The organism is Streptomyces sp. NPDC024698 (assembly GCF_055559015.1).
This window is the reverse complement of the sequence record NZ_JBVHLK010000001.1, coordinates 433,943-457,861: the sequence shown is the minus strand read 5'-3', so window position 1 is coordinate 457,861 and position 23,919 is coordinate 433,943. Positions and strand designations below refer to the sequence as shown.

Below are 23,919 nucleotides of genomic sequence, written 5' to 3'. Positions count from 1 at the left end.
CGGAGTTCGGCGTGAAGTCCGGCGCGGGGCCGAGCGGGGTCAGGACGGGGCGAGATGTCCCTCGGCGGCCTCGACGGCGGCCGTGGTCACGTTGACCTGGTGTTCTATCTGCCGGTCCACCGGTACCCAGGTCGCCGTGAAACTGGCCGAGTAGGCGGCGCACCACCCCGCCACGAGGGCTTCCAGTTCGGCCCGCTGGGACGCGGTCCCCGGGGCGGGCGCGTACTCCTCCAGGAGGCGCAGCAGCATGGCGGCGGCCCGCAGCGGGGTGCGGCGGGCGAAGCCCTCGATGCTGGCGGTGCGGGCGAGGGTGAGCCCGGGCAGCGGGGTGAACGACGGGTGCGCGGGATCCCAGCCGTCGGCCAGCGGACCGCACACGCGCAACGTCTCGACCACGGCCCTGCGCATGCTGAATCCGGGGTCGGGACCGGGCGCGGGGAGGTGGGGGCGGGCCCGCTCGTAGTGGACGCGCACGGTGTGGGCGTAGTCCCGCAGTCGTTCCGCCCAGTGCCGCAGCCGCTGTTCGGGATCGGGGTGCGGAGCGAGGTCGGCGAATCCCTCCGCGGCCCAGACCGGCACCTCAAGGACCGCGGTGACGCCACCGTGGGCGTGCGGGGCGAGCCAGGTCGAGCGGTGGGCGTTCTCCGGGAAGGCGGCGGGGCGTTCGGGCGCTCCGGGCGGCGGCAGGACGAAGACGCCGGGAGCGCTCGTGGGCCAGTGCAGGGCGTCCAGCGGGGCCCGCTCGACCGGGATGCCGAGCCGTTCGGCGGAGGCCGCGAGGGTCCGGTCGAGACCCGGGACGTCCCGGGTGAGCTGGGCGAAGGTGCCGCCGATGTCCGTGCTGTGCAGGGAGATCTGGATGTAGGGCCGCAGCCGCTGGATGACGTCGAGCAGCGCGCGGCTCTCCGGCAGGACCCGTGGGCGCGGCAGGGCGGGCGCCCACTCGGGCTGTTCGTCGGCGGTGGGCCGGAAGAAGGACCGGTAGTGGCCGAAGAGCGTGTCCGCCCGGTGCCCGCCCTCGTTGAGGCGCGCTCCGTCCGGGTCGAGGCACAGCACCAAGTGCCATACGGTGCCGGGCCGTTCGCCGCCCAGTGCCCGGTGGGCCAGCGCCAGAAGGGTGCCCCCGCCGACGTACTCGTTGGGGTGTGCGCCCGCGACCACGAGGGCGTGCCGTGGCCCTTTCCCGACGCTGAGCATGCGCAGCGGGACGCCGTGCCGGGAGTGGCCGATCGTGCTCAGCCGGCACAGGCCGGGATACCGGGCGGTCAGGGCCTCGGCGGTGCGGGTGACGTCGTCGGGTGTGGGATAGCTCAGTGTCCGGAACCGCTGTCGTCCCGGGTCCTTCTCCGGTCCAGCGCGCGGATCTTGATCTCGGCCACGGAGTCTCCTCGGATCGTGGATCGCCGGTCGCGGGTCGGCCGGACGGAACGCGCCGGACCAACGCCGGGCACGCCCCGTTCGACTTCGGTGCGACTCAGTACGACATGGCGCACCACTGGTGTCAACAGCCCCTGGGGGTCGGGCGGCAGGCTCATAGCCAGGGCATATGCCGGTGGCCGCACGGGAGTTGGAGCCCGGCTGCCCGGCCGGTCCCTCAGCTGACCGTGCGCGGCAGCCGCAGGCTCAGCGCGGTGGTCAGGGCCACGCCGGCCAACTGGACCAGGAGGGTCGTCACCAGGGCGTCACGCATGCCGTGGGACGGGACCAGCGACAGGAACAGGGTGCCGAGGGTGGCCACACCGACGGCGAGCGCCGCCTGCTGGGTGGTGGCCATCACGCCGCTGCCCACGCCCGCCCGCGCCGCGGGCACCTCGGAGAGGATGATCCGGATGAGGACGGGCAGCTGGAGCGCCTGTCCCGCGCCCGCGAGGGCCGCTCCGGGCAGCAGCCGCACCAACCCGAGGTCGGGCCAGGAGCGCCACGCGGCCAGCACGATCAGGGCGAGGCCCGCCGCCTGGAGCAGTCCGCCCGCGGTGACGACCCGGGTGCCGAAGCGGGCGATCAGCCGCGGTCCGCACAGGGAGGTGGCGAAGAAGACGACGGCCATGGGCGCGAGGGCCAGCCCCGCCGGGACGGGACCGAGTCCCTCGCCGCGCTGGAGGGCCACCGCGATCACGAACATGAAGCCGCTGAACCCGATGGAGAACGGCACGATCATGATCAGGCCCCGGCGCAGCGAGGTCAGCTCGAACAGGCTCGGCGGGACCAGAGGGGTGCGGCCGTGCCGGTCCGCGTGACGTTCGACGAGGTAGAACGCGGCGGCCGCGAGCGGGAACAGGGCGAGGGACACCCGGGTCCACAGCGGCCAGCCCGCCGCCCGGCCCTCGGTGAGCGGGACCAGCAGGGCCAGCAGCGCGACCGCGAGCAGGACCGTGCCGGGGGCGTCGACCGGCTCCGGGCGCTGCGAGCGGGTCTCGGGGACCGCGCGGCGGGCCAGGACCAGGCCGAGCACGACGACGGGCACGTTCACGAGGAACACCGAACGCCAGCCGGTGCCCGCGATGTCGGCGGCGACCAGCAGGCCGCCGAGGATCTGCCCGGCCACCATCGACAGACCGGCCGTGGCGCCGTACAGGCCCATCGCTTTGGCGCGGCGCTGCCCGGAGGTCGCGGACTGGATCGTGGCCAGGACCTGCGGCAGCATCGCCGCGGACGCCGCGCCCTGGGCGACGCGCGCCGCGACCAGGGTCCAGGCGGTGGGCGCGAGGCCGCAGGCGAGCGAGGTCAGGCCGAAGGCCGCCATGCCGCCGAGGAAGAGCCGGCGGCGCCCGAAGAGGTCGCCGAGACGCCCTCCGAGGACCAGCAGGACGGCGTACGCGACTCCGTAGCCGGCGACGACGAGTTCGAGGACGGCCTCGCTCGCGTCCAGGTCCTTGCCGATGGTCGGAAGGGCCACGTTGACGATGAAGAAGTCGATCAGGGGCAGGGCCGCGCCGAGCAGCACGGTGAAGAGTCCGAGGCCGCCGAGCGCGGGTGGCGCCGTGGGGGCACGGACGGTGGTCTTGAGCGTTCCGGTTTCGGTCACGTCCCCAGACTTCTCCCCGGCGCAGACGGGTACCAGAGTCTCCTTATCCTGGTACAAGCGCTACCTGGCAACAGGCTGCGGCGAGCGGCAGGCTGGAGGAATGACGACGATGGCACAGGAGACGACCGCCGGGAACCGCCCCGCACCGGCGACGGCGTCCGGCCCCCGGGCGGGGGAGATCCGCCGGCACGAGCTGGCCACCTTCCTGCGCAGCCGCCGCGAACGCATCACGCCCGAGCAGGTCGAGCTGCCCCGTGGCCGCCGGCGCCGCACACCGGGCCTGCGCCGCGAGGAGGTCGCCCAGCTCTCCGCCGTGGGCGTCACCTGGTACACCTGGCTGGAGCAGGCCCGCGACATCCAGGTCTCCGAACAGGTCCTCGACGCACTGGCCCGCACCCTGCTGCTGGACGCCAGCGAGCGTGCCCACCTCTTCCAGCTGGCCGGAGCGGTCGACCCCACGCCCGCCGCGCACTGCCCCGTGATCACCCCGGCGCTGCGCCGGATCCTGACGCAGCTGGAGCCGGTCCCGGCCTGCATCCAGAACAGCCGCTACGACATCCTGGCGTACAACCGCACCTACGCGCGGCTGATGATGCGCGACCTCGGCGGGGTCCCGCCCGCCGACCGCAACTGCGTCCTGCTCGCCTACACGAACGCGGAGTGGCGCGAGTCGATCGTGCTGCTCGACGAGACCACGCGGCTGATGGCCGCGAAGCTGCGCGCGTCGATGGCCGGGCACCTGGGGGAGCCCGCCTGGAAGACCCTGCTGAAGCGGCTGCGGGCCGAGTCGGCCGAGTTCCGCGAGAACTGGGACCGGTACGAGGTGGCCGCGACCCGCGGCAAGACCAAGAAGTTCATGAACCCCTACGTCGGTCTGGTCACCGTCGACCACACGGATCTGTGGCTCGCCCCCGACCTGGGCGCCCGCATGGTGACGTACCCGCCCCACGACGAGGAGAGCCGCGGACGGCTGGAGAAGCTGCACATGATCGCACTGGAGGCGGAGGCGGTGGCGGAGGCGCCCGGGACGGAGGTCCTGGACCGGGCCGGGGCGGCCTCCCGGGCGGAGACGGCGGGAGCGCTCTGACCCGGACGCGCCCCGCCCGGCCGCCGGGACGCCCCGCTTCCTCGGCGGCCCCCGGTCCCTCAGGCGGCCGAGGGGTCCTGGGCCCGTACGCCCGCCGCGTCCCTGATCTCCGGGGACTCCAGCAGGAGGGCCGTGCGTTCGGCCGAGGCGCGGGCCCGCAGTCCGCTGCTCAGCAGGCCGATCGCCAGGACCGCGACACCGCAGGCGGTGATGATCCACCAGCCGGGGCGTGAGGCCGCGACGAACGTCTCCCGGTAGGCGGAGGCCTGGATGCCCGAGGCGAGGGCCGCGCCGATGACGGCGACTCCGAGGGTGCCGCCGATCTGGCGGCTGGTGGAGGCGACGGCGGCGGCGACGCCCGCCTGCGAGCGGGGCATGCCGGAGACGGCGGTGTTGGTGATGGGCGCGTTCACGAAGCCGAAGCCGATGCCGAAGAAGATGTAGCCGATGACGAGCGTCACGTTCGAGGTCTCCGCCTCGAAGGCGGCGAACAGCACACCGCTCACGGTCATCGCGACCCCGGCGATCAGCAGTGACGGCCGGGGACCGCGACTGCCGACCAGACGTCCCGAGACGGGCGCGCAGACGAAGCACAGGACCGCCATGGGCAGCATCCACAGGCCCGCGTGCAGGGCGTTCAGACCGCGCACGTTCTGGAGGTACAGCGTCGACAGGAACAGGAAGCCGCTGAGCGCGGCGAACGCGCTCACCGCGATGACGGTGGCCCCGCTGAACGGCACCGACCGGAAGAAGCGCAGGTCGATGAGGGGTTCGTCGCGCCGGGGCTCGTACCACAGGAGTCCCAGGAGCGCGGCGAGGGCGATGGTGCCGAAGGTCAGGGTGTGGGCGATCCCGGAGGTGGGCGCCTCGATGATCGCGTAGGTCAGGGAGCCGAGCAGGGCGATGACGAGGAGCTGGCCGACCGGGTCGGGGCGGCGGGCCTTCGGGGCGCGGGACTCGGGGACGAACCGCAGGGTCAGCAGGAAGGCCGCGAGGCCGACGGGGAGGTTGATCCAGAAGATCGACCGCCAGCCGACGGAGTCGACGAGCAGCCCGCCGACCATCGGTCCCGCGGCCATCGAGATACCGACCACGGCGCCCCAGACGCCGATCGCGCGGGCCCGCTCACGGGGGTCCGTGAAGGTGTTGGTGATGATCGACATCGCCACCGGGTTCAGCATCGAGCCGCCGACGGCCTGGACCATCCGGAAGACGATGAGGGTGTTGAGGTCGGGGGCCAGGGAGCAGAGCACCGAGCCGATGGTGAACAGGACCAGGCCCGCCATGAACACCTTGCGCCGGCCGATGCGGTCGGCGGTGGAGCCCGCCAGCATCAGCAGCGAGGCCAGCACCAGGGTGTAGGCGTCGATGGTCCACTGCATGCCCGCGACGCTCGCGTGCAGCTCCCGCTGCATGGAGGGCAGGGCGACGTTCAGAACCGTGACGTCGAGGCTCACGATCAGCAGACTCATGCAGCAGATCGCGAGCACCAGCATCCGGTGACGGTGGCTGAGCTCAGGCATGGAGTCAGCGTACGTCGTTGTCGATAGTGTGTCTAACTAATGACTGCTACACGATCTTTCGTGCGAGCATCCGGCGCCGTACGCCACAATGGGGGAATGCCCACGCCCACGTCCACGGTGGACCCCACGCTGACCTCCTCGCTCGCGATCGGCCCCCACACGGCCCGGCCGCCCGTCGTCCTGGCCCCCATGGCCGGGATCACGAACGCGCCGTTCCGCACGCTGTGCCGCGAGTTCAGCGGCGGCAAGGGCCTGTTCGTCAGCGAGATGATCACCACGCGGGCGCTGGTCGAGCGCAACGAGAAGACCATGCAGCTGATCCACTTCGACGCGACCGAGAAGCCGCGCTCGATCCAGCTGTACGGAGTCGACCCCGCGACCGTCGGCAAGGCCGTCCGCATGATCGCGGAGGAGGGCCTGGCCGACCACATCGACCTCAACTTCGGCTGCCCGGTCCCCAAGGTCACCCGCAAGGGCGGCGGGTCCGCCCTCCCGTACAAGCGCAACCTGCTGCGCGCGATCCTGCGCGAGGCCGTCGGCGGCGCCGGCGACCTGCCCGTCACCATGAAGATGCGCAAGGGCATCGACGACGACCACATCACCTTCCTGGACGCTGGACGGATCGCGGTCGAGGAGGGCGTGACGGCCATCGCCCTGCACGGCAGGACGGCGGCCCAGCACTACGGCGGCACCGCCGACTGGGAGGCCATCGCCCGGCTGAAGGAACACGTGCCGGAGATCCCCGTCCTCGGCAACGGCGACATCTGGTCGGCGGACGACGCGCTGCGGATGGTGCGCGAGACCGGCTGCGACGGGGTCGTCGTCGGACGCGGCTGCCTCGGCCGGCCGTGGCTCTTCGGCGACCTGGTCGCCGCCTTCGAGGGCCGCCCCGACGACTACGCGCGGCCCACGCTGCGCGAGGTCGCGGCCGTCATGGTCCGCCACGCCACGCTGCTCGGCGAGTGGATCGGCGACGAGACGCGCGGTGTCATCGACTTCCGCAAGCACGTCGCCTGGTACCTCAAGGGCTTCTCGGTCGGCTCCGAGATGCGTAAGCGCCTCGCGATCACCTCCTCGCTCGCCGAACTGTCCGACGGACTCGCCGAGTTGGACCTCGACCAGCCGTGGCCGACGGGTGCCGACGGGCCCCGCGGACGTACCTCGGGCAACAACCGGGTCGTCCTGCCGGACGGCTGGCTGAAGGACCCCTACGACTGCGCGGGCATCTCCGAGGACGCCGAACTGGACACCTCGGGCGGCTGATCCGCCGGCGGTCCGGTGCACGCGCCGCCCCGCGCGCACACCGGACCTGTCCTCGGACCACCCGGACCGGACACGGCCTAGGCCCCTCCCACCGCCGCGAGCAGTGCCAGCGGTGCCGCCGCCGAACGGGACTCCCGTACGCAGGCGTGCGGGTAGGGCACCGGCTGGGCGTGGGTGTCGCGGCCGTAGCCCGCGATGACCTCGGGCAGGCGGTGACCGGTGGCCGTGGCCGCGTCCACGAGCGCGTGCGCCACCGTGCGGGCCTCGTCGTGCAGTCCGTACCGCGCGAGACCCAGGGTGATCAGGGCGTTGTCGTGGGGCCAGACGGAACCGCGGTGATACGACAGCGGGTGGTAGGCGTCCTGACCCGAGGCGAGCGTGCGCACACCCCAGCCGGAGAAGAAGTCCGGTTCGAGGAGCCGGCGGCCGACCAGTTCGCCGTACTCCTTGTCCAGCAGACCGGACCACAGCAGATGACCCGCGTCCGAGGCGAGCGCGTCGACATGGCGGCCGTCGCCGTCGAGCGCCAGCGCCGGGAAGGCGTGGTCCCTCATCCAGAAGTCCCGCTGGAATCGGTCCCGCAGGTCGGCGGCGGCCTGTTCAAGGAGCGCCGCGTAGACCTCGTCGTCCCAGACCGTACGGGCCAGCTGGGCGGTGCGGCGCAGCGCGTCGTAGGCGTATCCCTGCGCGCCCGCGGCCATCACCGGACCGCTCGGGCGGCTGCCGTCGGCCGAACAGATGGCGCCCGGGGAGTCCTTCCAGTTCTGGTTCGCGAGGCCGCCGCCGTCCGCGCGGTAGACGAGATAGCCGCGTGAGGTCAGCCCGCCGTGGTCCAGCATCCAGCCCACCGCCGCACGGGCGTTGGGTTCGAGACGGCGGGCCAGGGCGAGGTCCCCGGTCTGCTCGGTGTAGGCGCCGAGCAGCACCAGGAACAGCGGTGTCGCGTCCACCGAACCGTAGTAACGCCCGTACGGCACCTGCCCGAAGTGCGCGAGCTCGCCGTGCCGCACCTCGTGCACGATCTTGCCGGGCTGGGCGACCGCGCCCGCCCCGACCTCGACCGCCTGGGTGGCGGCCAGCGCGGGCAGGGTGGCGGCGGCGAGGCCGGGCCGGTAGGGCAGCGCGAAGAGCGAGGTGAGCAGCGCGTCGCGGCCCAGCAGGGTGAGGAACCAGGGGACCCCGGCCGCGGGCACCCGCAGCTCCTCGCCGTCCAGGCCCGTCGCCGGGACCTGGAGGACGGCGAGGTCGGACAGTCCGCGCGCGCAGGCCGCGGCCAGCTCGGGCCAGCCGGTCGGGAACGGCACCCCCTGCGCGAACTCGTCCTCCAGGGCGAGGAGTCGCTCGCCGGCCGCGGCGGGCGAGGCGGGGACGCGCGGCTCCTGCGGGGAGCCGTGCGGACGTGCCGCGACGCGCAGCGCCAGCTCCGCCGAGCCGTGCGGTTCGAGGCCGAGGGTCCATACGAGCCGGCGGGCCCCCGTGCCCGTCTCCTCCACGCCGTCCGGCGCGGGCTCGGCGGTGACCGTCGTACGGGACCGCCAGTCCCCGCGCCGATAGCTGAACTCGACCCCGTCGTCGAGGATCTGACGCTGGCGCACGACACCGGTCTTGGCATACGTGCGGTGGTCGGAGCGTAGTTCGAACTGGTCCGTGAAGTCGGCGTCCGCGGTGACCGCGATGCGGACCGTGGTGGCCGTCGGGCGATTGCTGGTGACGCGCAGCGCCTCCACGAACGAGCCCTCGGCGACGGCCTGTTCACGGAAGAGCGTGTAGGCGGGCGGTTCGTTGCGGCCACCGCGCGGCACCAGCACGCAGCGTGCCGTGTCGCCGTCCGCGACCGGCGTGAGCGCCTCGGGCACCGCGCCGTCCACCGTCAGCTGCCAGCGGCTGAGATGACGGGCGTCGCGCACGAACAACCCGTCCGGGGAGCCGCCGCCCCGCACTCCGCTGATGTCCCCGCCGTCCCCCACGGCGGCGAACGTCCCACCGTGCACGAGCAGATGATGCCGGTCCGTCATTCCCGGTCCCCTCCCTTGGCGTCCGTTCCCCAAGCGCCTGCGCGCTGTCCCGCACCGTCGACGCGGTGGTCACCGCCGGCGTCGGCGCCGGGTGCCGTGTCGGTCGACGTCTCGCGCCCCCACGGGGACACGACCGGTTCCGCCCCGGAGGGCTCGTGCAGCAGGTCGAGCGTCAGCGCCGCCGTCCAGCTGAATCCGAGTGCTCCGCAGGCCTCGCCGGTGAACGGGTCCACATATTCCGCGAACCCGGATTCCCCGGCCGTCTCCAGCAGGGCGGTCCGCAGCGCGTCCGCCCTTCCGTGCTCCCCGTGCAGCCGAAGCCCGCGCACCAGCAGCCAGTTGGTGTTGAACCAGGCGGGCCCGCGCCAGTAGCGGTGCGGATCGAAGGCCTCGCCCGTCAGGTCGTAACTGGGCGCGAGACGGGTCGTGTCGCCCAGCCCGAAGTGCGGCCCGCCCGCCGTGCGGACGAGCGTGGCGGCGATGGAGCGCGGCAGCGCGGGCAGGATGAGGGGCAGCAGCCCGGCGACACTGCGCTCGCGCATCGGAGCACCGCGCCCGCCGGCCCGCTCGTCGCGACAGAGGAACATGCCCTCCGCCGGGTCCCACAGCCGATCCACCAGCGCCGCCGTCAGCCGCTCCGCGCGGGCGTGGCGCGCCGTCCCCGTCGCGCCCAGTTCCCGCGCGATCTCGGCCAGCGCGTGCTCCGAGGCGATCAGCAGGGCGTTGAACAGGGGGTCCTCGACGGCGAACTCGCCGCCGCCGTCGGTGTATCCACGGTCCCGGTAGTCCGCGGCCAGCCGTACGTACCGCCCGTAGTCGAGATCCGTCGGCCGGTCCTCGGCGGCGCCGTGGTCGAGGTCGGCGCGCCGGAAGGAGCGGGCCGGCGCCGGCGCGACACGGCTCAGCGGGGCGTCCCAGCAGGGGCTGTTGTCCATGCCCTGCTCCCAGGGGTGGACCACGCTGGCCAGGCCCGCGCCGCCGAGGTCCCGGCGGTGCAGGAGATAGCGGTGCCAGGCCGCGAGGCGGGGATACATCCGGGAGAGGAACGAACGGGCCCGGGACAGCCCGGGGTCCGCCCGGTGCACCAGCCACACCGCGAGCGCGTGCACGGGTGGCTGCACGATGCCCGACGTCTGTACCGTGCGCGGGGCGCCCGCCGCGCGCCCGGCGGTCGAGGAGCGCCAGAAGTCGGGGCTCGGGAAGTACGCGTCGAGCGGGACGGAGGGGTTGAACACGATGTGCGGGACACGCCCGTCGGCCCACTGCGCGCCGAACAGGGTCTCCAGCTCCGTCTGCGCCCGCAGGGGGGACAGATGGCGCAGGCCGATCGCGATGAACGCGGAGTCCCAGGACCACTGGTGCGGATACAGGCCGCGCGAGGGCACCGTGGACGTTCCGGTCCAGTTGTCGTCCAGCACCCGCGACGCCCTGAGGTGCAGCGACGCGGACGGGCCGCCGGGATCGTATACGGGTGGTCCGTCCCGGACGACGCCGTCCGCACGGGACGCGGGGGGCGGTCCGGAGGCGTGCGCGGGAGTGCCCGTGGTGCTCACGGGGGCCATGGGTCCCCGGTGCGGTGCGGTGAGCTGGGTTGTGCTGTCCACTCAGGTCTCCCCGAAGACGTCCGGTCGGCCGGTTCGGCAGTATCTGCCGTAGGGTTACGTCTATTTAACACGCAAAACTCAATATGTAATGCAGAGTTGGGGAACGCAAGAGGGTGCGCATGACGGAAAGGGCGGGGAGGACCGTGAAGACCGGGAACCAGGCAAGTGCCGGAGATCTGCTCGAACTGGTCCGCAGCGGCCGGGCCACCACGCGCGGTGCGCTCCAGCGGGCCACGGGTCTGTCACGGGCCACGGTCGGCCAGCGCCTCGAACGGCTGTTCCGCGCGGGCTGGCTCCGCGAGGGAGCGGGCGGCCCGGTCGACTCGCCGCTCGGCGGGCGCCCCTCCATCACGCTGGAGTTCGACGACGAGCACGCCGTCGTCCTCGCCGCCGACCTCGACACCCGGCACGGCAGGGCCGCCGTCCTCACCCTGACCGGCGAGATCCTGGCCGAGCACGCGGGCCCCCTGGTGATCGACGACGGTCCCGAGGCGGTCCTCGGCGAACTCGGGCGCTGGTTCGCCGAACTGGCCGCCAAGTCCGGCCGGGGCGCGGACGCCGTCTGCGGCATCGGGCTCGCGGTGCCGGGCCCGGTCGACAGCGAGACCGGCCGCGTGGTCCAGCCGCCGATCATGCCGGGCTGGGACGGCTACGACATACGCGGCCGGCTGGGCCGCGCCTTCGCCGAGCACGCGGGCACCGGCTCCGCGCGCGTCCCCGTGCTCGTGGACAACGACGCCAACCTCATGGCGTACGGGGAGCAGCGCGCCGGCTTTCCCGACTGCTCGGCGTTCGCGCTGGTCAAGGTCTCCACCGGGATCGGGGCGGGCATGGTCGTCGGCGGCACCGTCTACCGCGGGATCGACGGCGGGGCCGGGGACATCGGTCACATCCGGGTGGGCGCGGACGCGCTGTGCCGGTGTGGCTCGTACGGCTGTCTGGCCGCGGTGGCCAGTGGTGGCGCGGTGGCGCGCCGGCTCGCGGAGTCCGGGGTCCCGGCCGCGTCCGGCTCGGACGTGCGCGAACTGCTGGCGGCCGGGCACCCCGAGGCGACGGCCCTCGCGCGGGAGGCGGGCCGGCGGGTGGGGGACGTCCTGGCGACCGTGGTGACCCTGCTGAACCCGGGCGTGCTGATGATCGCCGGGGATCTGGCCGGAACCCCCTTCCTCACCGGCGTCCGCGAACTGCTGTACCAGCGGGCGCTGCCCCGCTCCACCGCTCATCTGGACGTGGTGACCTCCCGGCTCGGTGAGCGGGCCGGGCTCGTGGGCGCGGCGGCGCTCGTCGTGGAGCACCTGTACGCGCCGGAGCGGGCCGAGGAGCGGCTGGCGGCGCTAGGTGTGTGAGGGGGTCACCCGTGCGGGGTATCGGTGGACGACGTCCGTGTGTCGCGTCCGGATCACGGTCCGCATGATGAAATCTGGGCCCCTCCGGTGGCGTGATTCTCGCCACCCTTGATAAGGGTCACGCTCAGATGAGCGGATCTTGCGCGATTGCACTTCCCTAAGGGGTGGCACTGAGTGCCACCCTCTGATCGTTCATCGATTAAACTCAGACGTGGCGAAGCGTGCTCAGCTGAGCGGCTTGCGCGGTCTGTGCGGGCCGATTCGTTCAAGAAGTGAAAACATCCACCCCCGATGACTTGCCAAGGCTTGACTTTGGATCCGGTGGCGGACGACTGGTTACAGGCGCATGACGCACAAGTGGACGTACCCAGACGCCTTCGATCTGGGTATGTTCCCCGTCGTCAGGGCAGCCACCGCGACGTCGAGGAGTCAGACTCGTGTCGGAAAACAAAGATCCCCACGTAGCCGGAAGCGGCGTTGGCGGAGCGAAGTTCGTTTATGACTTCACCGAGGGAAACAGGGACCTCAAGGACCTGCTCGGCGGCAAGGGTGCCAACCTCGCCGAAATGACCAACCTGGGGCTTCCCGTCCCGCCCGGCTTCACCATCACCACCGAGGCGTGCAAGACCTACCTCGACAGTGGCGAGGAGCCCGCGGCACTGCGTGACGAGGTGAGTGCGCACCTCGAAGCCCTCCAGGCCACGATGGGCAAGAAGCTCGGCCAGGCCGACGACCCGCTGCTCGTCTCCGTCCGCTCCGGGGCGAAGTTCTCCATGCCCGGCATGATGGACACCGTCCTGAACATCGGGCTCTCCGACAAGTCCGTGCAGGGCCTCGCCAAGCAGGCCGGCGACGACCGCTTCGCGTGGGACTCCTACCGCCGCCTGATCCAGATGTTCGGCAAGACGGTCCTCGGCGTGGACGGCGAGCTCTTCGAGGAGGCCCTGGAGGAGGCGAAGGCCCTCAAGAAGGTCACCGTCGACACGGACCTGGAGGCGGCCGACCTCAAGAAGCTCGTCACCAGGTTCAAGAAGATCGTCAAGACCGAGGCCGGCCGGGACTTCCCGCAGGACGCGCGCGAGCAGATGGACCTCGCCATCCACGCGGTCTTCGACTCCTGGAACACCGACCGCGCCAAGCTCTACCGCCGCCAGGAGCGCATCCCCGGCGACCTCGGCACCGCCGTCAACGTCTGTTCGATGGTCTTCGGCAACCTCGGCCCCGACTCCGGCACCGGCGTCGCCTTCACCCGCGACCCCGCCTCCGGCCACCAGGGCGTCTACGGCGACTACCTCCAGAACGCCCAGGGCGAGGACGTCGTCGCCGGTATCCGCAACACGGTCCCGCTCGCGGAGCTGGAGTCGATCGACAAGAAGTCGTACGACCAGCTCATGCAGATCATGGAGACCCTGGAGAACCACTACAAGGATCTCTGCGACATCGAGTTCACCATCGAGCGCGGCCAGCTCTGGATGCTCCAGACGCGTGTCGGCAAGCGCACCGCGGGCGCGGCCTTCCGCATCGCCACGCAGCTGGTGGACCAGGGCCTGATCGACGAGGCCGAGGCGCTCCAGCGGGTGACGGGCGCCCAGCTCGCGCAGCTGATGTTCCCGCGCTTCGACGAGGACGCGAAGGTCGCGCAGGTCGGCCGGGGCATCGCCGCCTCGCCGGGCGCCGCGGTCGGCAAGGCGGTCTTCGACTCGTACACCGCCGTCAAGTGGTCCCGCTCCGGCGAGAAGGTCATCCTGGTCCGCCGGGAGACCAACCCCGACGACCTGGACGGCATGATCGCGGCCGAGGGCATCCTCACCTCGCGCGGCGGCAAGACCTCCCACGCGGCCGTCGTCGCCCGCGGCATGGGCAAGACCTGTGTCTGCGGCGCCGAGGAGCTGGAGGTCGACACCAAGCGCCGCCGGATGACCGTGCCCGGCGGGCACGTCGTCGAGGAGGGCGACCTCATCTCGATCGACGGCTCCAGCGGCAAGGTGTACCTCGGTGAGGTCCCCGTCGTCCCGTCGCCGGTCGTCGAGTACTTCGAGGGCCGGATGCACGCCGGCGCCGACGACGCCGACGAACTGGTCGAGGCCGTCCACCGGATCATGGCCTTCGCCGACCGCAAGCGCAGCCTGCGGGTGCGCGCCAACGCCGACAACGCCGAGGACGCGCTGCGCGCCCGCCGCTTCGGCGCCCAGGGCATCGGTCTGTGCCGCACCGAGCACATGTTCCTGGGCGACCGCCGCGAGCTGGTCGAGCGTCTGATCCTCGCGGACACGGACACCGAGCGCGAGGAGTCGCTCAAGGCGCTCCTGCCGCTCCAGAAGAAGGACTTCGTGGAGCTGTTCTCGGCGATGGACGGCCTCCCGGTCACCGTCCGTCTCCTGGACCCGCCGCTGCACGAGTTCCTGCCGGACATCACCGAACTGTCGGTGCGCGTCGCGCTCGCCGAGTCCCGCAAGGACGCCAACGAGAACGACCTGCGCCTGCTCCAGGCGGTCCACCGCCTGCACGAGTCGAACCCGATGCTGGGCCTGCGCGGGGTGCGTCTCGGCCTCGTCATCCCCGGCCTGTTCACCATGCAGGTACGGGCCATCGCCGAGGCGGCCGCCGAGCGCAAGAACGCCAAGGGCGACCCGCGCGCGGAGATCATGATCCCGCTCGTCGGCACGGTCCAGGAGCTGGAGATCGTCCGCGAGGAGGCCGACCAGGTCATCGCGGAGGTCGAGGCGGCGACCGGCGTGCGGCTGAAGCTGGCGATCGGCACGATGATCGAGCTGCCGCGCGCCGCGCTGACGGCCGGGCAGATCGCCGAGGCGGCGGAGTTCTTCTCCTTCGGCACGAACGACCTGACCCAGACGGTGTGGGGCTTCAGCCGCGACGACGTGGAGGCCTCCTTCTTCACGGCGTACCTGGAGAAGGGCATCTTCGGCGTCAGCCCGTTCGAGACGATCGACAAGGACGGCGTCGGCTCCCTGGTGAAGTCCGCGGTCAAGGCCGGCCGCGCGACCCGCCCCGACCTGAAGCTCGGCGTCTGCGGCGAGCACGGCGGCGACCCCGAGTCGGTCCACTTCTTCCACGAGGTCGGACTCGACTACGTCTCCTGCTCCCCGTTCCGGATCCCGGTCGCCCGCCTGGAAGCGGGCCGAGCGGCCTCCAGCTCGACGGGCAGCGACCACCGCTAGACCCCGGCGGGAGAAGACCCCGGGGCCGCCGCCTGTCCCCGACCCTCAAGACCGATGGGCGGCGGCTCCGGCTCACGAGAGAGGGCGACACCCTTGTGCGGGGGTGTCGCCCTCTCGGGTTCGTCCGGGGCGGGCGCGCCGGCCCCCGTGCCCCGTGGGGGGACCCGGGTGACGTGCCGGGTGGACCGGCGCTCGTAGGGTGGGGGCGAGGCAGTGGGAGGAGCGGTCATGGGTGGCTGGAGCGCGCAGGACATACCCGGGCAGCGGGGGCGGGTCGCCGTCGTCACCGGGGCCAACAGCGGGCTGGGGCTCGTCACCGCGCGGGAACTGGCGCGCAACGGGGCCCGGGTGGTGCTCGCCTGCCGCGACGAGGCCCGCGGCGGTGCGGCGGCCGAGCGGATCGCCGCCGAAGTGCCGGGTGCCGAGGTGGAGTTCGCCCGTCTCGACCTGGGCGACCTGGCCTCCGTGCGGAAGTTCGCGGGCTCCTTCCCCCACGACCGTCTCGACCTGCTCGTCAACAACGCGGGCGTGATGGCGCTGCCGTACCGGACGACGGCGGACGGCTTCGAGACACAGTTCGGTGTGAACCACCTCGGCCACTTCGCGCTCACGGGACTGCTCTTCCCGGTGATCGCGAGAACCCCCGGCGCGCGGATCGTCACCGTGTCGAGCATGTTGCACGCCCTGGCCGACCTCGACCCCGAGGATCTCGGCAGCGAGAAGGGGACCTACCGCAAGTGGATCGCCTACGGCCGGTCCAAGAGCGCCAACCTCCTCTTCACGCACGAGCTCGCGCGGCGGCTGTCCGGCTCAGGATCCGAGGTCGTCGCCGCGGCGGCGCACCCCGGGTACGCCTCCACCAACCTCCAGGCCGCCGGGCCCCGGCTGGAGGGGCGCAAGGGCACGGAGCGGCTGATGGAGGTCGGCAACCGCGTCCTCGGCCAGAGCGCCGAGGCCGGGGCCCTGCCGACGCTGTACGCGGCCACCGCGCCCGGCGTGCGGCCCGACACCTTCGTCGGACCGTCCTTCGCGATGTGGCGCGGCTCGCCCGCTACGTCCTGGCGGGCCCGCCGCACCCGCGACGACACCCGGTCCGGGCTGCTCTGGGCCGCATCCGAGCGGATGACGGGCGTCGTCTACGAGGGACTCGCCGACTGACGGACGCCGCGTGCCCCGGTCCCGTGTTCCGGTCCGGCGCCACGGCGCGGTGTCCCGTTCCCGGGGCCCGGGGCCCGGCGGGGATCAGGCCGCCCGCACCTCGTACGTCGCCACCCGGACCTCCTCGTCGTCCAGGCACCGCCCGGACTCCAGGTCGAAGCGCTGCTTGAGCAGCGGCGAGGCGACGAACGGGCGGCCCCGGTGGGTGCCGGTCAGCCCGCGGGAGAGCACCGCCGCCCCGCTGAAGGGATCACGGTTGTCGATCGCGTACGCCCGTCCCGCGCGGTCGGTGAACACGGCGACCTGACGGCCGTCCGGGAGGAGCGCCGCGACTCCCCGGCCCGGGGTCAGCAGGGACAGTTCGCAGACCGTGAACCAGTCGTCCTCCAGCAGGAGTTGGACCGTCAGGGCCGTCGTGGTGCGGGGCGTCTCGGGTGCCAGGGTCATCGCTGGGCACTTCCTTCCAGGGCGGGCAGGGGACGGTGTCCGATGGTCAGCAGCGGCAGGTCGGGCTTGATCTGGTCACGCTCGGGGACGAAGCCGACGACCGGGTCCGGGGTGTCGGGGGCGTTCACGAACGACACGAACCGGCCCAGCTTCTCCGGGTCGTTGATGGTCTCGGCCCACTCGTCCCGGTAGTTCGCGACATGCGCGGTCATCAGCGACTCCAGCTCCTCGCAGATGCCGAGCGCGTCCTCCACGACCACCTCGCGGACATGGCCGAGGCCCCCGGGAATCCGCTCCAGCCAGGTCGAGGTGCGCTCCAGGCGGTCAGCGGTGCGGATGTAGAACATCAGGAACCGGTCGATGAGACGGACCAGTTCGGCGTCCGACAGGTCCTGGGCCAGCAGGTCCGCGTGCCGCGGGGTCGCGCCGCCGTTGCCGCCGACGTACAGGTTCCAGCCGTTGGACGTGGCGATGACGCCGAAGTCCTTCGACTGCGCCTCGGCGCACTCGCGGGCACAGCCGGAGACCGCCGACTTCAGCTTGTGCGGGGACCGCAGACCCCGGTAGCGCAGCTCCAGGTCGATCGCCATCCGCACCGAGTCCTGCACGCCGTACCGGCACCAGGCCCGCCCGACACAGGACTTCACCGTGCGCAGCGACTTGCCGTACGCGTGCCCGGACTCGAAGCCGGCGTCCACCAGCCGCGCCCAGATCAGCGGGAGCTGCTCCACCCGCGCGCCGAACAGGTCGATCCGCTGACCGCCGGTGATCTTCGTGTAGAGCCCGAAGTCCCGGGCCACCTCGCCGATCACGATGAGCTTCTCGGGGGTGATCTCGCCGCCGGGGATGCGCGGCACGATGGAGTACGAGCCGTTCTTCTGGAGGTTGGCGAGGAAGTGGTCGTTGGTGTCCTGGAGCGCGGCCTGTTCGCCCCCCAGGACATGGCCGTCGGCACCGATCGTCGGGGCGAGCGAGGCGATGACCGAGCCGACGGCGGGCTTGCAGACCTCGCAGCCGTCACCGCCCCGGGCCTCCTCGCGCCCGTACCGGTCCAGCAGGGTCCGGTACGAGGTGATCCGCAGCGCCAGGACGATCTCGTACAGCTCCTCGCGGGTCTGCCCGAAGCAGCCGCACAGGCCCTTGTCGACCTCGACGCCGCCCGCCTCCAGCTCGGCGGTGACCAGCTGGCCGAGCACCTTGACGCAACTGCCGCAGCCCGTACCGGCCTTGGTGCACTTCTTGACCTCGGCCACACCGGTGCAGGAGTGCTCCGTCACCGCGCCGCGGATCGTGCCCTTCGACACGTTGTGGCAGGAGCAGACGACCGCCTCGTCGGGAAGGGCGGAGGGGCCCAGCTGCGCGGGTGCGCCCGCGCCCGCCGGCAGGACCAGGGACTCCGGCGCCACGGGCGGGATCGAGCCGGTGAACGCCCGCAGCGTGCCGTACGCCTCCGCGTCGCCGACCAGGATGCCGCCGAGCAGCGTGCCGTCCCGGCTGATGACCAGCTTCTTGTACAGGCCCGCGCGGGAGTCGGAGTAGACGACGTCCACGCAGTCCTCGGTGGTGCCGTGCGCGTCGCCGAAGGAGGCCACGTCGACGCCCAGCAGCTTGAGCTTGGTGGAAAGGTCCGCGCCCGTGAACGCCCTCTCGTTCTCGGCGATGGTCGCCGCGGCGGTCTCCGCCTGCTCGTAGCCGGGCGCCACCAGGCCGTAGACCCGGCCGTCCACCGCCAGCGCGCACTCGCCGATCGCGAACACCCGAGGATCGCCGACCGTACGGCACTGCTCGTCGACGGTGATGCCGCCGCGCTCGCCGACCGTCAGGCCGCAGTCCCGGGCCAGTTGGTCGCGGGGACGGACCCCGGCGGAGAACACCACCAGATCGGCGGCGAGTTCGGAGCCGTCGGAGAGCCTCATACCGGTGACCGCGCCGTCGTCGCCGACCAGGATCTCCTGCGTGCCGACCCCCGTGTGGACGGCCAGGCCCATCTCCTCGATGGTGCGCAGAAGCGCCGCCCCGCCGCCCGCGTCGACCTGCACCGGCATCAGCCGGGGCGCGAACTCGACGATGTGACTGGTGAGTCCGAGACCCTTCAGCGCACCCGCGGCCTCCAGGCCCAGCAGACCGCCGCCGACGACGGCTCCCGTCGTGGCCCGCGACCGCGCGTACTCCTCGATGGCGAGCAGGTCCTCGATCGTGCGGTAGACGAAACAGCCCTCGGCGTCCTTGCCGGGGACCGGCGGGACGAAGGGGAAGGAGCCGGTCGCCAGGACGAGCGTGTCGTAGCCGACGACGAGGCCGGAGCGGGCCGTCACCTCGCGCGCCGCGCGGTCGACCGTGACCGCCGGGTCGCCCAGGCGCAGCTCGATGCCGTGCGCGCGGATGAACTCCATGTCGGTCAGGGAGAGTTCGTCGGGACTCTTCCCGGAGAAGTACGAGGTGAGGGCGACACGGTCGTACGCGGGGCGCGGCTCCTCGCACAGGACGACCACACGGTGCGAGGCGGTCAGACCGCGTTCGGCGAGCGCTTCGAGGAAGCGCTGGCCGACCATGCCGTGGCCGACGAGCACGATCGTGGGGATGGCCCCCGGGGCGGCAGTCATCAGGAGCCTCCGTGGTGGGTGAGCAGGTGGAGCCGGTGTTCCTCCGCGCCGAGGAGCGGCGCGAGCGCGCCGGGCCGCCGGGCGGGCCGCCCGCCCGCGGGGCCGGCGCCGATCACCGCCACCCGCGGGTGCGAGGTCATGACCACACCGTGCGGCGCCGGTGTTACCCGGTGGCATCACACCTGTTTCCCGGGAGGAACGCTGCCCTCAGCGGGGGCGGGGCGCTGCTGTGAGGCCCCCCGCGGGCGGGTACGGCCGCCGCCGGCGAACCTCTGGAATCGCTCAAGCCTTCCGGGGTCCGTGCAGAGCGCACCGATCCGTCCCATAGGGTCGCGATCATGCCCGACATATCGCTGACCATGGTTCTTGTGCTCTGTGCCGCCGCGCTGGCGGCCGGCTGGATCGACGCCGTGGTCGGCGGCGGCGGGCTGCTCCTGCTGCCCGCCATGCTGCTCGGGCTGCCCGCCGGCACCCCCGCGGCCTACGCGCTCGGCACCAACAAGGCGGTCGCGATCGTCGGCACCACCGGCGCCGCGGTGACGTACGCGCGCAAGACGACCGTGGACGTGCGGCTCGCCGTGCGGATCGGACTCGCGGCCCTCGCCGGGTCCACGGCGGGCGCGTTCGTCGCGGCCGGGCTGAGCACCGAGGTGCTCAAGCCCGTCGTCATGGTCGTCCTGCTCGCCGTCGGCGCCTTCGTGATCCTGCGGCCCGCGTTCGGCACGGCGCCGCCGGCCACCCCGGTCGGCGCCCGCCGCGTCCTCGCCGCGATCGGTCTCGCGGGCCTCGGCATCGGCTTCTACGACGGGCTCATCGGCCCCGGCACGGGCACGTTCCTCGTGCTCGCCCTCACCGCCCTGCTCCACCTCGACCTGGTGACGGCCTCAGCCACCGCCAAGATCGTCAACTGCTGCACCAACGCGGGCGCCCTCGCGACCTTCGCCTGGAAGGGCACGGTGTTCTGGCAGCTGGCCGCCCTGATGGCCGTGTTCAACCTGGCGGGCGGCATGGTCGGGGCGCGGACCGCGCTCAAGAAGGGCAGCGGGTTCGTCCGGGCGGTGCTGCTGACCGTGGTGTTCGCGCTGGTGGCCAACCTGGCGTACCAGCAGTGGCTCGCCTGACCCCTCCGCGGGGTCCGCGACCCGCGCGGACTACCGGCTGCTGCCGGTGAGATGGGCGAAGACGACCACGTTCCCCTGGTAGCCCGTGGTCCGCGAGTAGCCGCCGCCGCAGGTGATGACCCGCAGCTCGGGCCGGTGCGCGGCGCCGTACACCTTCGCGTCGGGGAAGGAACGGGAGTCGTAGACCGCGACCGCGTCGACGGTGAAGACGGCCGTCCTGCCGTCGAGCCGGTCCACCTCGACCGTGCTGCCCTTGCGGAGCGAGCCGAGGTCGTAGAAGACGGCGGGGCCCTCCGCGTTGTCGACGTGTCCGGCCACGATCGCCGTCCCGCGCTCACCGGGGCTGGTCCCGGCCTTGTACCAGCCCGCCAGGTTCTTCTTCTGCGCCGGCGGCACGTCCAGGCTGCCCTGAGGGGTCAGGCCCAGACCGATCAGCGGGGCGTCCACGCCGATCGCGGGGATGCGGATGCGGTCCGGCGCGGAGTGCGGCATCGAGGGGGCCACGGACCGCGCCGGTCTCCCGGACGCCGTCGCCTGCGCCGCGGACGGCTGGGGCGGCGGGTGCGCCTCGGAGCCGCTGCCCAGCAGCCAGGCGCCCGAGCACAGGGCGACGACCGTGACCGACGTTATGACGGCGTTGCTGACCCGGGACACACGAGCCTCCTCACGGGTTCCCTTCCGAAGCGGGACCGGCCGGCGCCCGCGACGCGGCCGGGAGTGTGCTGACAGTGCCGGTCCCTTCCCCCTCCGGGCCGCGAGGGGCGTCGGGCCACGGAGGGGGAGGGACGGCGGTACCGGCGGACGGACAGCGGAGGGTGCCCGTCAGATCCCGTCGCCTCTCGCCCGGCGATGCAGGAGCCAGGTACCGCCCGCGGCGGCGACGGCCAGCGCCGCCATTCCCGCCGCGGTCTCTACGGGGTCGGGGCCCAGCGCGCCGCCGACACCCGTGTCCACATGCCCGCGCGGTTCGACCTCGCGCGCGGCGGTGAGGGTCACCAGGAGGTCGCCGGTGACCCGGCGGCCGTGGGAGCACGAGGCGACGATCTCGTACGTCCCCGGCTGCGCGCTCGGCGGCACCTGGAACTGGCCGATCGCCTCGTGCTCGTGCGCGCTGGCGGCGAGCGTGAAGGAGCCCCCGCCCACCGCTCCGGCGTCCCCGCTCGCGGTGCCGTCCGAGCCGCACGCGGCCGTGTTGACGGTGACGTCGGCGCCCGGCACGACGCTGGAGGGGAACACCTCCAGCGTCCCGGTGTCCCCGCCGTACACGGGCGCGGCGGCCAGCCCCGCGACGGCGACGGCCAGCGCGGTACCGGTCAGCAGACGGGCGGTACGTCGCATCGTGCCAGCTCCTCCGAGGGGGCGCGGCCCGCGGCACCCTCAAGTGCCGCAGCGTAGGTCGTGCCCCTGCCCTTCCGAGGTAACGGGCACACGACCGCGACCGCTCTCTGATGGAGCGTCAGAAATGATATGAACGGGTGTCAGGCCGGAACCCGGACGGAGCCGGGGCCCCGGCATTCCGGCAGGTCACCGGTGTGGACCTGGTGTACGGCACACGGGAACCCGAAGCGGCCGCGCCGGGGGTGTGAATGGGTGACCCGGGTCCGCGGGGCGGCCGGAAACGCGCGTACCGCCGGCGTGGGAGGACTAGCACCTGCCCGGGGTGGACATGCTCATGGCGAGCCGTGGGCAGACGAACCTGACGGCGCCTGCCCACGGCGACACGGTGTCCTCGCCCTGCCGCCGGTCAGCCCACGGAGACCGCGGACCAGGCCGCCGCCACGGCGTTGTACTCGGTGCTGCCCGCTCCGTACAGGTCCTTGGCCGCGTTCAGCGTGGCGGTACGCGCTCCGGCGTAGTTCGTCGACGAGGTCATGTAGACCGTCAGCGCGCGGTACCAGATCTTGCCGACCTTGTCGTGGCCGATGCCGGTCACGGTGGCGCCGTTGCAGGTGGGGGAGTCGTACGCGACGCCGTTGACGGTCTTGGCCCCGCTGCCCTCCGAGAGCAGATAGGCGAAGTGGTTGGCGACGCCCGAGGAGTAGTGGACGTCGAGGTTGCCGACCGAACTGCTCCAGCAGTCAGCCGAGTTGCCGTCCTTGGAGGGCTTGTCCATGAAGCGGAGGGCGGGTTTGCCGAAGCCCGGACGGACGATCTTCTCGCCGATCAGGTAGTCGCCGGGGTCCGAGGCGTTGTCCGCGTACCACTCCACCATGGTCCCGAAGATGTCGGACGTGGCCTCGTTCAGGCCGCCGGACTCGCCCGAGTACGTCAGCGCGGCCGTCTTCGAGGTCACCCCGTGCGACATCTCGTGCCCGGCGACGTCCAGCGCGACCAGCGGCCCGAACGTCGAGCCGTCACCGTCGCCGTACGTCATGCAGAAGCAACTGTCGTCCCAGAAGGCGTTGTTGTAGTTCTTGCCGTAGTGGACGCGGTTGTACGAGCCCTTGCCGTCGCCCGCGATGCCGTTGCGGCCGTGGACGTTCTTGTAGTAGTCCCAGGTCGCGTTCGTGCCGTACTGCGCGTCCACCGCCGCGGAGGAGCGGTCCGAGGACGTGCCCGTGCCCCAGTGGTTGTCCGCGTCGGTGAAGAGCGTCGCGGGCGCCCGGCTGATGCAGATGCCGAAGATGCACAGGTCCGTCTTGTTCGCCGCGTCGCCCGTGTACGTGTTCCCGCGCGTCGGGTCCTTCAGCTGGTACGCCGATCCGGACGCCGTGGTCTCCAGCGGAACCGTGCCGCTGTAGAGCGAGCCACCGTCGCCCGCCGCCGTCTCGACGCTGTCCCACGCGTCGATCCGCGCGCCGGTGCGGGCGTCGGTCAGGACCGTGCGGGCGACCGGGTTGCCGAGCGAGTCCTGGGCCACCGCGTCGGTCCGCCAGGCGAGCCGCGGGGCTCCGTGCAGGGCGTCGACGATCAGCCGCGGCCTCGCCGTCACCTTCTTCAGCGCCTCACCGGGGTTGGCGGCGCGCAGCGCGTCCACCGCCAGACCGGCCGCCTTCGCGCCGGAGAGCAGCGGGGTGACGCTGGTCAGGGAGATGGCCTTCCGGGTCGCGCGGTCGGCGCCCCGGTAGGCGCCGCCGGGTGCCAGATGGACCACGAAGTCGCCGCCGAGCACGGGAAGCTGACGGTAGGTCCGGTCGTAACGGACGTGCTGGGTGCCGTCCTTGTCGACGACGACGTCCCGGACGGTCGTGTGCTGGGCGGGCGTGAGACCCAGGTTCGCGGCCTGGGCCGCCAGCGCCGAGGCCGCGTTCTCGACGGCGGTCGCCCGGGTCGGCCGGCTGTCGGCGTTCGCGGCCGGGGCGAGCGCGGCCGCCAGCAGGGTGGCCGTGGTGACGGCCGCTCCCGCGGTGGCGAGAGAGGAACCTCGGATGTGCCGTATTCGACTCATCGGTCTCCTTGGAAAGGTGCCTTGGGGATGGCGTGTGGGGGGTGGGGCCCGTGGGGGGAGGTGCTGAGAGCTGGATCCGATTTAAAGGTGCATGACATGTCATGTCCATAGCGCCCGCATGGTGCGTACGGGATGCGGCGAGAATCGTTTCCGTACCCCC

Annotated in this window: 17 protein-coding genes; 6 read left to right on the top strand and 11 right to left on the bottom strand. The window is 72.5% G+C overall.

Annotated elements, in window-relative coordinates; genetic code table 11:
- Positions 1-39 precede the first annotated feature (39 nt).
- Together ACZ4AA_RS01995 and ACZ4AA_RS01990 are read right to left on the bottom strand one after the other, a co-directional pair.
- On the bottom strand, positions 40-1,269 hold the full coding sequence (locus ACZ4AA_RS01995) for a M14 family zinc carboxypeptidase (RefSeq protein ID WP_467595088.1): 1,230 nt from the start codon (positions 1,267-1,269) through the stop codon (positions 40-42).
- A gap of 325 nt (positions 1,270-1,594) precedes the next feature.
- The gene (locus ACZ4AA_RS01990; RefSeq protein ID WP_467593733.1) at positions 1,595-3,025 is read right to left on the bottom strand and encodes an MFS transporter; all 1,431 of its coding nucleotides are present in this window, start codon (positions 3,023-3,025) and stop codon (positions 1,595-1,597) included.
- Positions 3,026-3,125: 100 nt separating this feature from the next.
- Here ACZ4AA_RS01990 and ACZ4AA_RS01985 point away from each other — a divergent pair, with 100 nt between their 5' ends.
- The gene (locus ACZ4AA_RS01985; RefSeq protein WP_467593730.1) at positions 3,126-4,112 is read left to right on the top strand and encodes a helix-turn-helix transcriptional regulator; all 987 of its coding nucleotides are present in this window, start codon (positions 3,126-3,128) and stop codon (positions 4,110-4,112) included.
- 59 nt (positions 4,113-4,171) lie between these two features.
- Here ACZ4AA_RS01985 and ACZ4AA_RS01980 read toward each other — a convergent pair whose 3' ends face one another.
- A complete protein-coding gene (locus ACZ4AA_RS01980) occupies positions 4,172-5,635 on the bottom strand; it encodes an MFS transporter (protein ID WP_467593729.1) in 1,464 nt (487 codons plus the stop codon).
- 96 nt (positions 5,636-5,731) lie between these two features.
- On the opposite strand from ACZ4AA_RS01980, the gene dusB reads away from it, so the two are divergent.
- Positions 5,732-6,898: a tRNA dihydrouridine synthase DusB gene (gene dusB, locus ACZ4AA_RS01975; RefSeq protein WP_467593726.1), complete on the top strand. Its 1,167-nt coding sequence runs from the start codon at positions 5,732-5,734 to the stop codon at positions 6,896-6,898.
- A 77-nt stretch (positions 6,899-6,975) separates the two neighbouring features.
- On the opposite strand, the gene ACZ4AA_RS01970 is transcribed toward dusB, so the two are convergent.
- Positions 6,976-8,913 carry an amylo-alpha-1,6-glucosidase gene (locus ACZ4AA_RS01970; protein ID WP_467593724.1) on the bottom strand — a complete coding sequence of 646 codons (1,938 nt, stop codon included), beginning with the start codon at positions 8,911-8,913 and terminating at the stop codon, positions 6,976-6,978.
- A complete protein-coding gene (locus ACZ4AA_RS01965) occupies positions 8,910-10,517 on the bottom strand; it encodes an MGH1-like glycoside hydrolase domain-containing protein (RefSeq protein WP_467593721.1) in 1,608 nt (535 codons plus the stop codon). Before ACZ4AA_RS01965 ends, ACZ4AA_RS01970 begins: the two co-directional genes overlap by 4 nt.
- Positions 10,518-10,636: 119 nt before the next feature.
- On the opposite strand from ACZ4AA_RS01965, the gene ACZ4AA_RS01960 reads away from it, so the two are divergent.
- The 3 genes from ACZ4AA_RS01960 to ACZ4AA_RS01950 all read left to right on the top strand — a co-directional run bounded on the left by ACZ4AA_RS01960 (position 10,637) and on the right by ACZ4AA_RS01950 (position 16,200).
- Complete coding sequence (locus tag ACZ4AA_RS01960; protein ID WP_467593719.1) at positions 10,637-11,863, top strand: ROK family protein; 1,227 nt, start codon at positions 10,637-10,639, stop codon at positions 11,861-11,863.
- Between the two features lie 437 nt (positions 11,864-12,300).
- Positions 12,301-15,042 (top strand): pyruvate, phosphate dikinase, encoded by a 2,742-nt coding sequence (gene ppdK / locus ACZ4AA_RS01955; protein ID WP_467593716.1) that lies wholly within the window; start codon positions 12,301-12,303, stop codon positions 15,040-15,042.
- 228 nt (positions 15,043-15,270) lie between these two features.
- The gene (locus tag ACZ4AA_RS01950; protein ID WP_467593714.1) at positions 15,271-16,200 is read left to right on the top strand and encodes an oxidoreductase; all 930 of its coding nucleotides are present in this window, start codon (positions 15,271-15,273) and stop codon (positions 16,198-16,200) included.
- An 84-nt stretch (positions 16,201-16,284) separates the two neighbouring features.
- Here ACZ4AA_RS01950 and nirD read toward each other — a convergent pair whose 3' ends face one another.
- Genes nirD through ACZ4AA_RS01935 form a run of 3 tightly spaced genes read right to left on the bottom strand, consistent with a single transcriptional unit; the run spans position 16,285 to position 19,390 of the window.
- Positions 16,285-16,647: a nitrite reductase small subunit NirD gene (nirD, locus tag ACZ4AA_RS01945; RefSeq protein ID WP_467593711.1), complete on the bottom strand. Its 363-nt coding sequence runs from the start codon at positions 16,645-16,647 to the stop codon at positions 16,285-16,287.
- Positions 16,644-19,250 (bottom strand): nitrite reductase large subunit NirB, encoded by a 2,607-nt coding sequence (gene nirB / locus ACZ4AA_RS01940; RefSeq protein ID WP_467593710.1) that lies wholly within the window; start codon positions 19,248-19,250, stop codon positions 16,644-16,646. Before nirB ends, nirD begins: the two co-directional genes overlap by 4 nt.
- Complete coding sequence (locus ACZ4AA_RS01935; protein ID WP_467593707.1) at positions 19,250-19,390, bottom strand: hypothetical protein; 141 nt, start codon at positions 19,388-19,390, stop codon at positions 19,250-19,252. Before ACZ4AA_RS01935 ends, nirB begins: the two co-directional genes overlap by 1 nt.
- A gap of 198 nt (positions 19,391-19,588) precedes the next feature.
- Here ACZ4AA_RS01935 and ACZ4AA_RS01930 point away from each other — a divergent pair, with 198 nt between their 5' ends.
- Positions 19,589-20,371, top strand: a complete 783-nt coding sequence (locus ACZ4AA_RS01930) for a sulfite exporter TauE/SafE family protein (RefSeq protein ID WP_467593705.1) — start codon at positions 19,589-19,591, stop codon at positions 20,369-20,371.
- 30 nt (positions 20,372-20,401) lie between these two features.
- On the opposite strand, the gene ACZ4AA_RS01925 is transcribed toward ACZ4AA_RS01930, so the two are convergent.
- The 3 genes from ACZ4AA_RS01925 to ACZ4AA_RS01915 form a co-directional block, all read right to left on the bottom strand.
- Positions 20,402-21,025, bottom strand: a complete 624-nt coding sequence (locus ACZ4AA_RS01925; protein ID WP_467593703.1) for a class F sortase — start codon at positions 21,023-21,025, stop codon at positions 20,402-20,404.
- A 168-nt stretch (positions 21,026-21,193) separates the two neighbouring features.
- A complete protein-coding gene (locus ACZ4AA_RS01920; RefSeq protein WP_467593700.1) occupies positions 21,194-21,709 on the bottom strand; it encodes a hypothetical protein in 516 nt (171 codons plus the stop codon).
- Between the two features lie 406 nt (positions 21,710-22,115).
- Positions 22,116-23,759 carry a M4 family metallopeptidase gene (locus ACZ4AA_RS01915; RefSeq protein ID WP_467593697.1) on the bottom strand — a complete coding sequence of 548 codons (1,644 nt, stop codon included), beginning with the start codon at positions 23,757-23,759 and terminating at the stop codon, positions 22,116-22,118.
- Between the last annotated feature and the right edge of the window lie 160 nt (positions 23,760-23,919).

Coding starts and splice junctions, on each gene's coding strand:
- ACZ4AA_RS01985 (WP_467593730.1), top strand. CDS start 3,126: ATGACGACGATGGCACAGGAGACGACCGCCGGGAACCGCCCCGCACCG.
- ACZ4AA_RS01980 (WP_467593729.1), bottom strand. CDS start 5,635: ATGCCTGAGCTCAGCCACCGTCACCGGATGCTGGTGCTCGCGATCTGC.
- dusB (WP_467593726.1), top strand. CDS start 5,732: ATGCCCACGCCCACGTCCACGGTGGACCCCACGCTGACCTCCTCGCTC.
- ACZ4AA_RS01970 (WP_467593724.1), bottom strand. CDS start 8,913: ATGACGGACCGGCATCATCTGCTCGTGCACGGTGGGACGTTCGCCGCC.
- ACZ4AA_RS01960 (WP_467593719.1), top strand. CDS start 10,637: ATGACGGAAAGGGCGGGGAGGACCGTGAAGACCGGGAACCAGGCAAGT.
- ACZ4AA_RS01950 (WP_467593714.1), top strand. CDS start 15,271: ATGGGTGGCTGGAGCGCGCAGGACATACCCGGGCAGCGGGGGCGGGTC.
- nirD (WP_467593711.1), bottom strand. CDS start 16,647: ATGACCCTGGCACCCGAGACGCCCCGCACCACGACGGCCCTGACGGTC.
- nirB (WP_467593710.1), bottom strand. CDS start 19,250: ATGACTGCCGCCCCGGGGGCCATCCCCACGATCGTGCTCGTCGGCCAC.
- ACZ4AA_RS01935 (WP_467593707.1), bottom strand. CDS start 19,390: ATGACCTCGCACCCGCGGGTGGCGGTGATCGGCGCCGGCCCCGCGGGC.
- ACZ4AA_RS01930 (WP_467593705.1), top strand. CDS start 19,589: ATGCCCGACATATCGCTGACCATGGTTCTTGTGCTCTGTGCCGCCGCG.
- ACZ4AA_RS01920 (WP_467593700.1), bottom strand. CDS start 21,709: ATGCGACGTACCGCCCGTCTGCTGACCGGTACCGCGCTGGCCGTCGCC.
- ACZ4AA_RS01915 (WP_467593697.1), bottom strand. CDS start 23,759: ATGAGTCGAATACGGCACATCCGAGGTTCCTCTCTCGCCACCGCGGGA.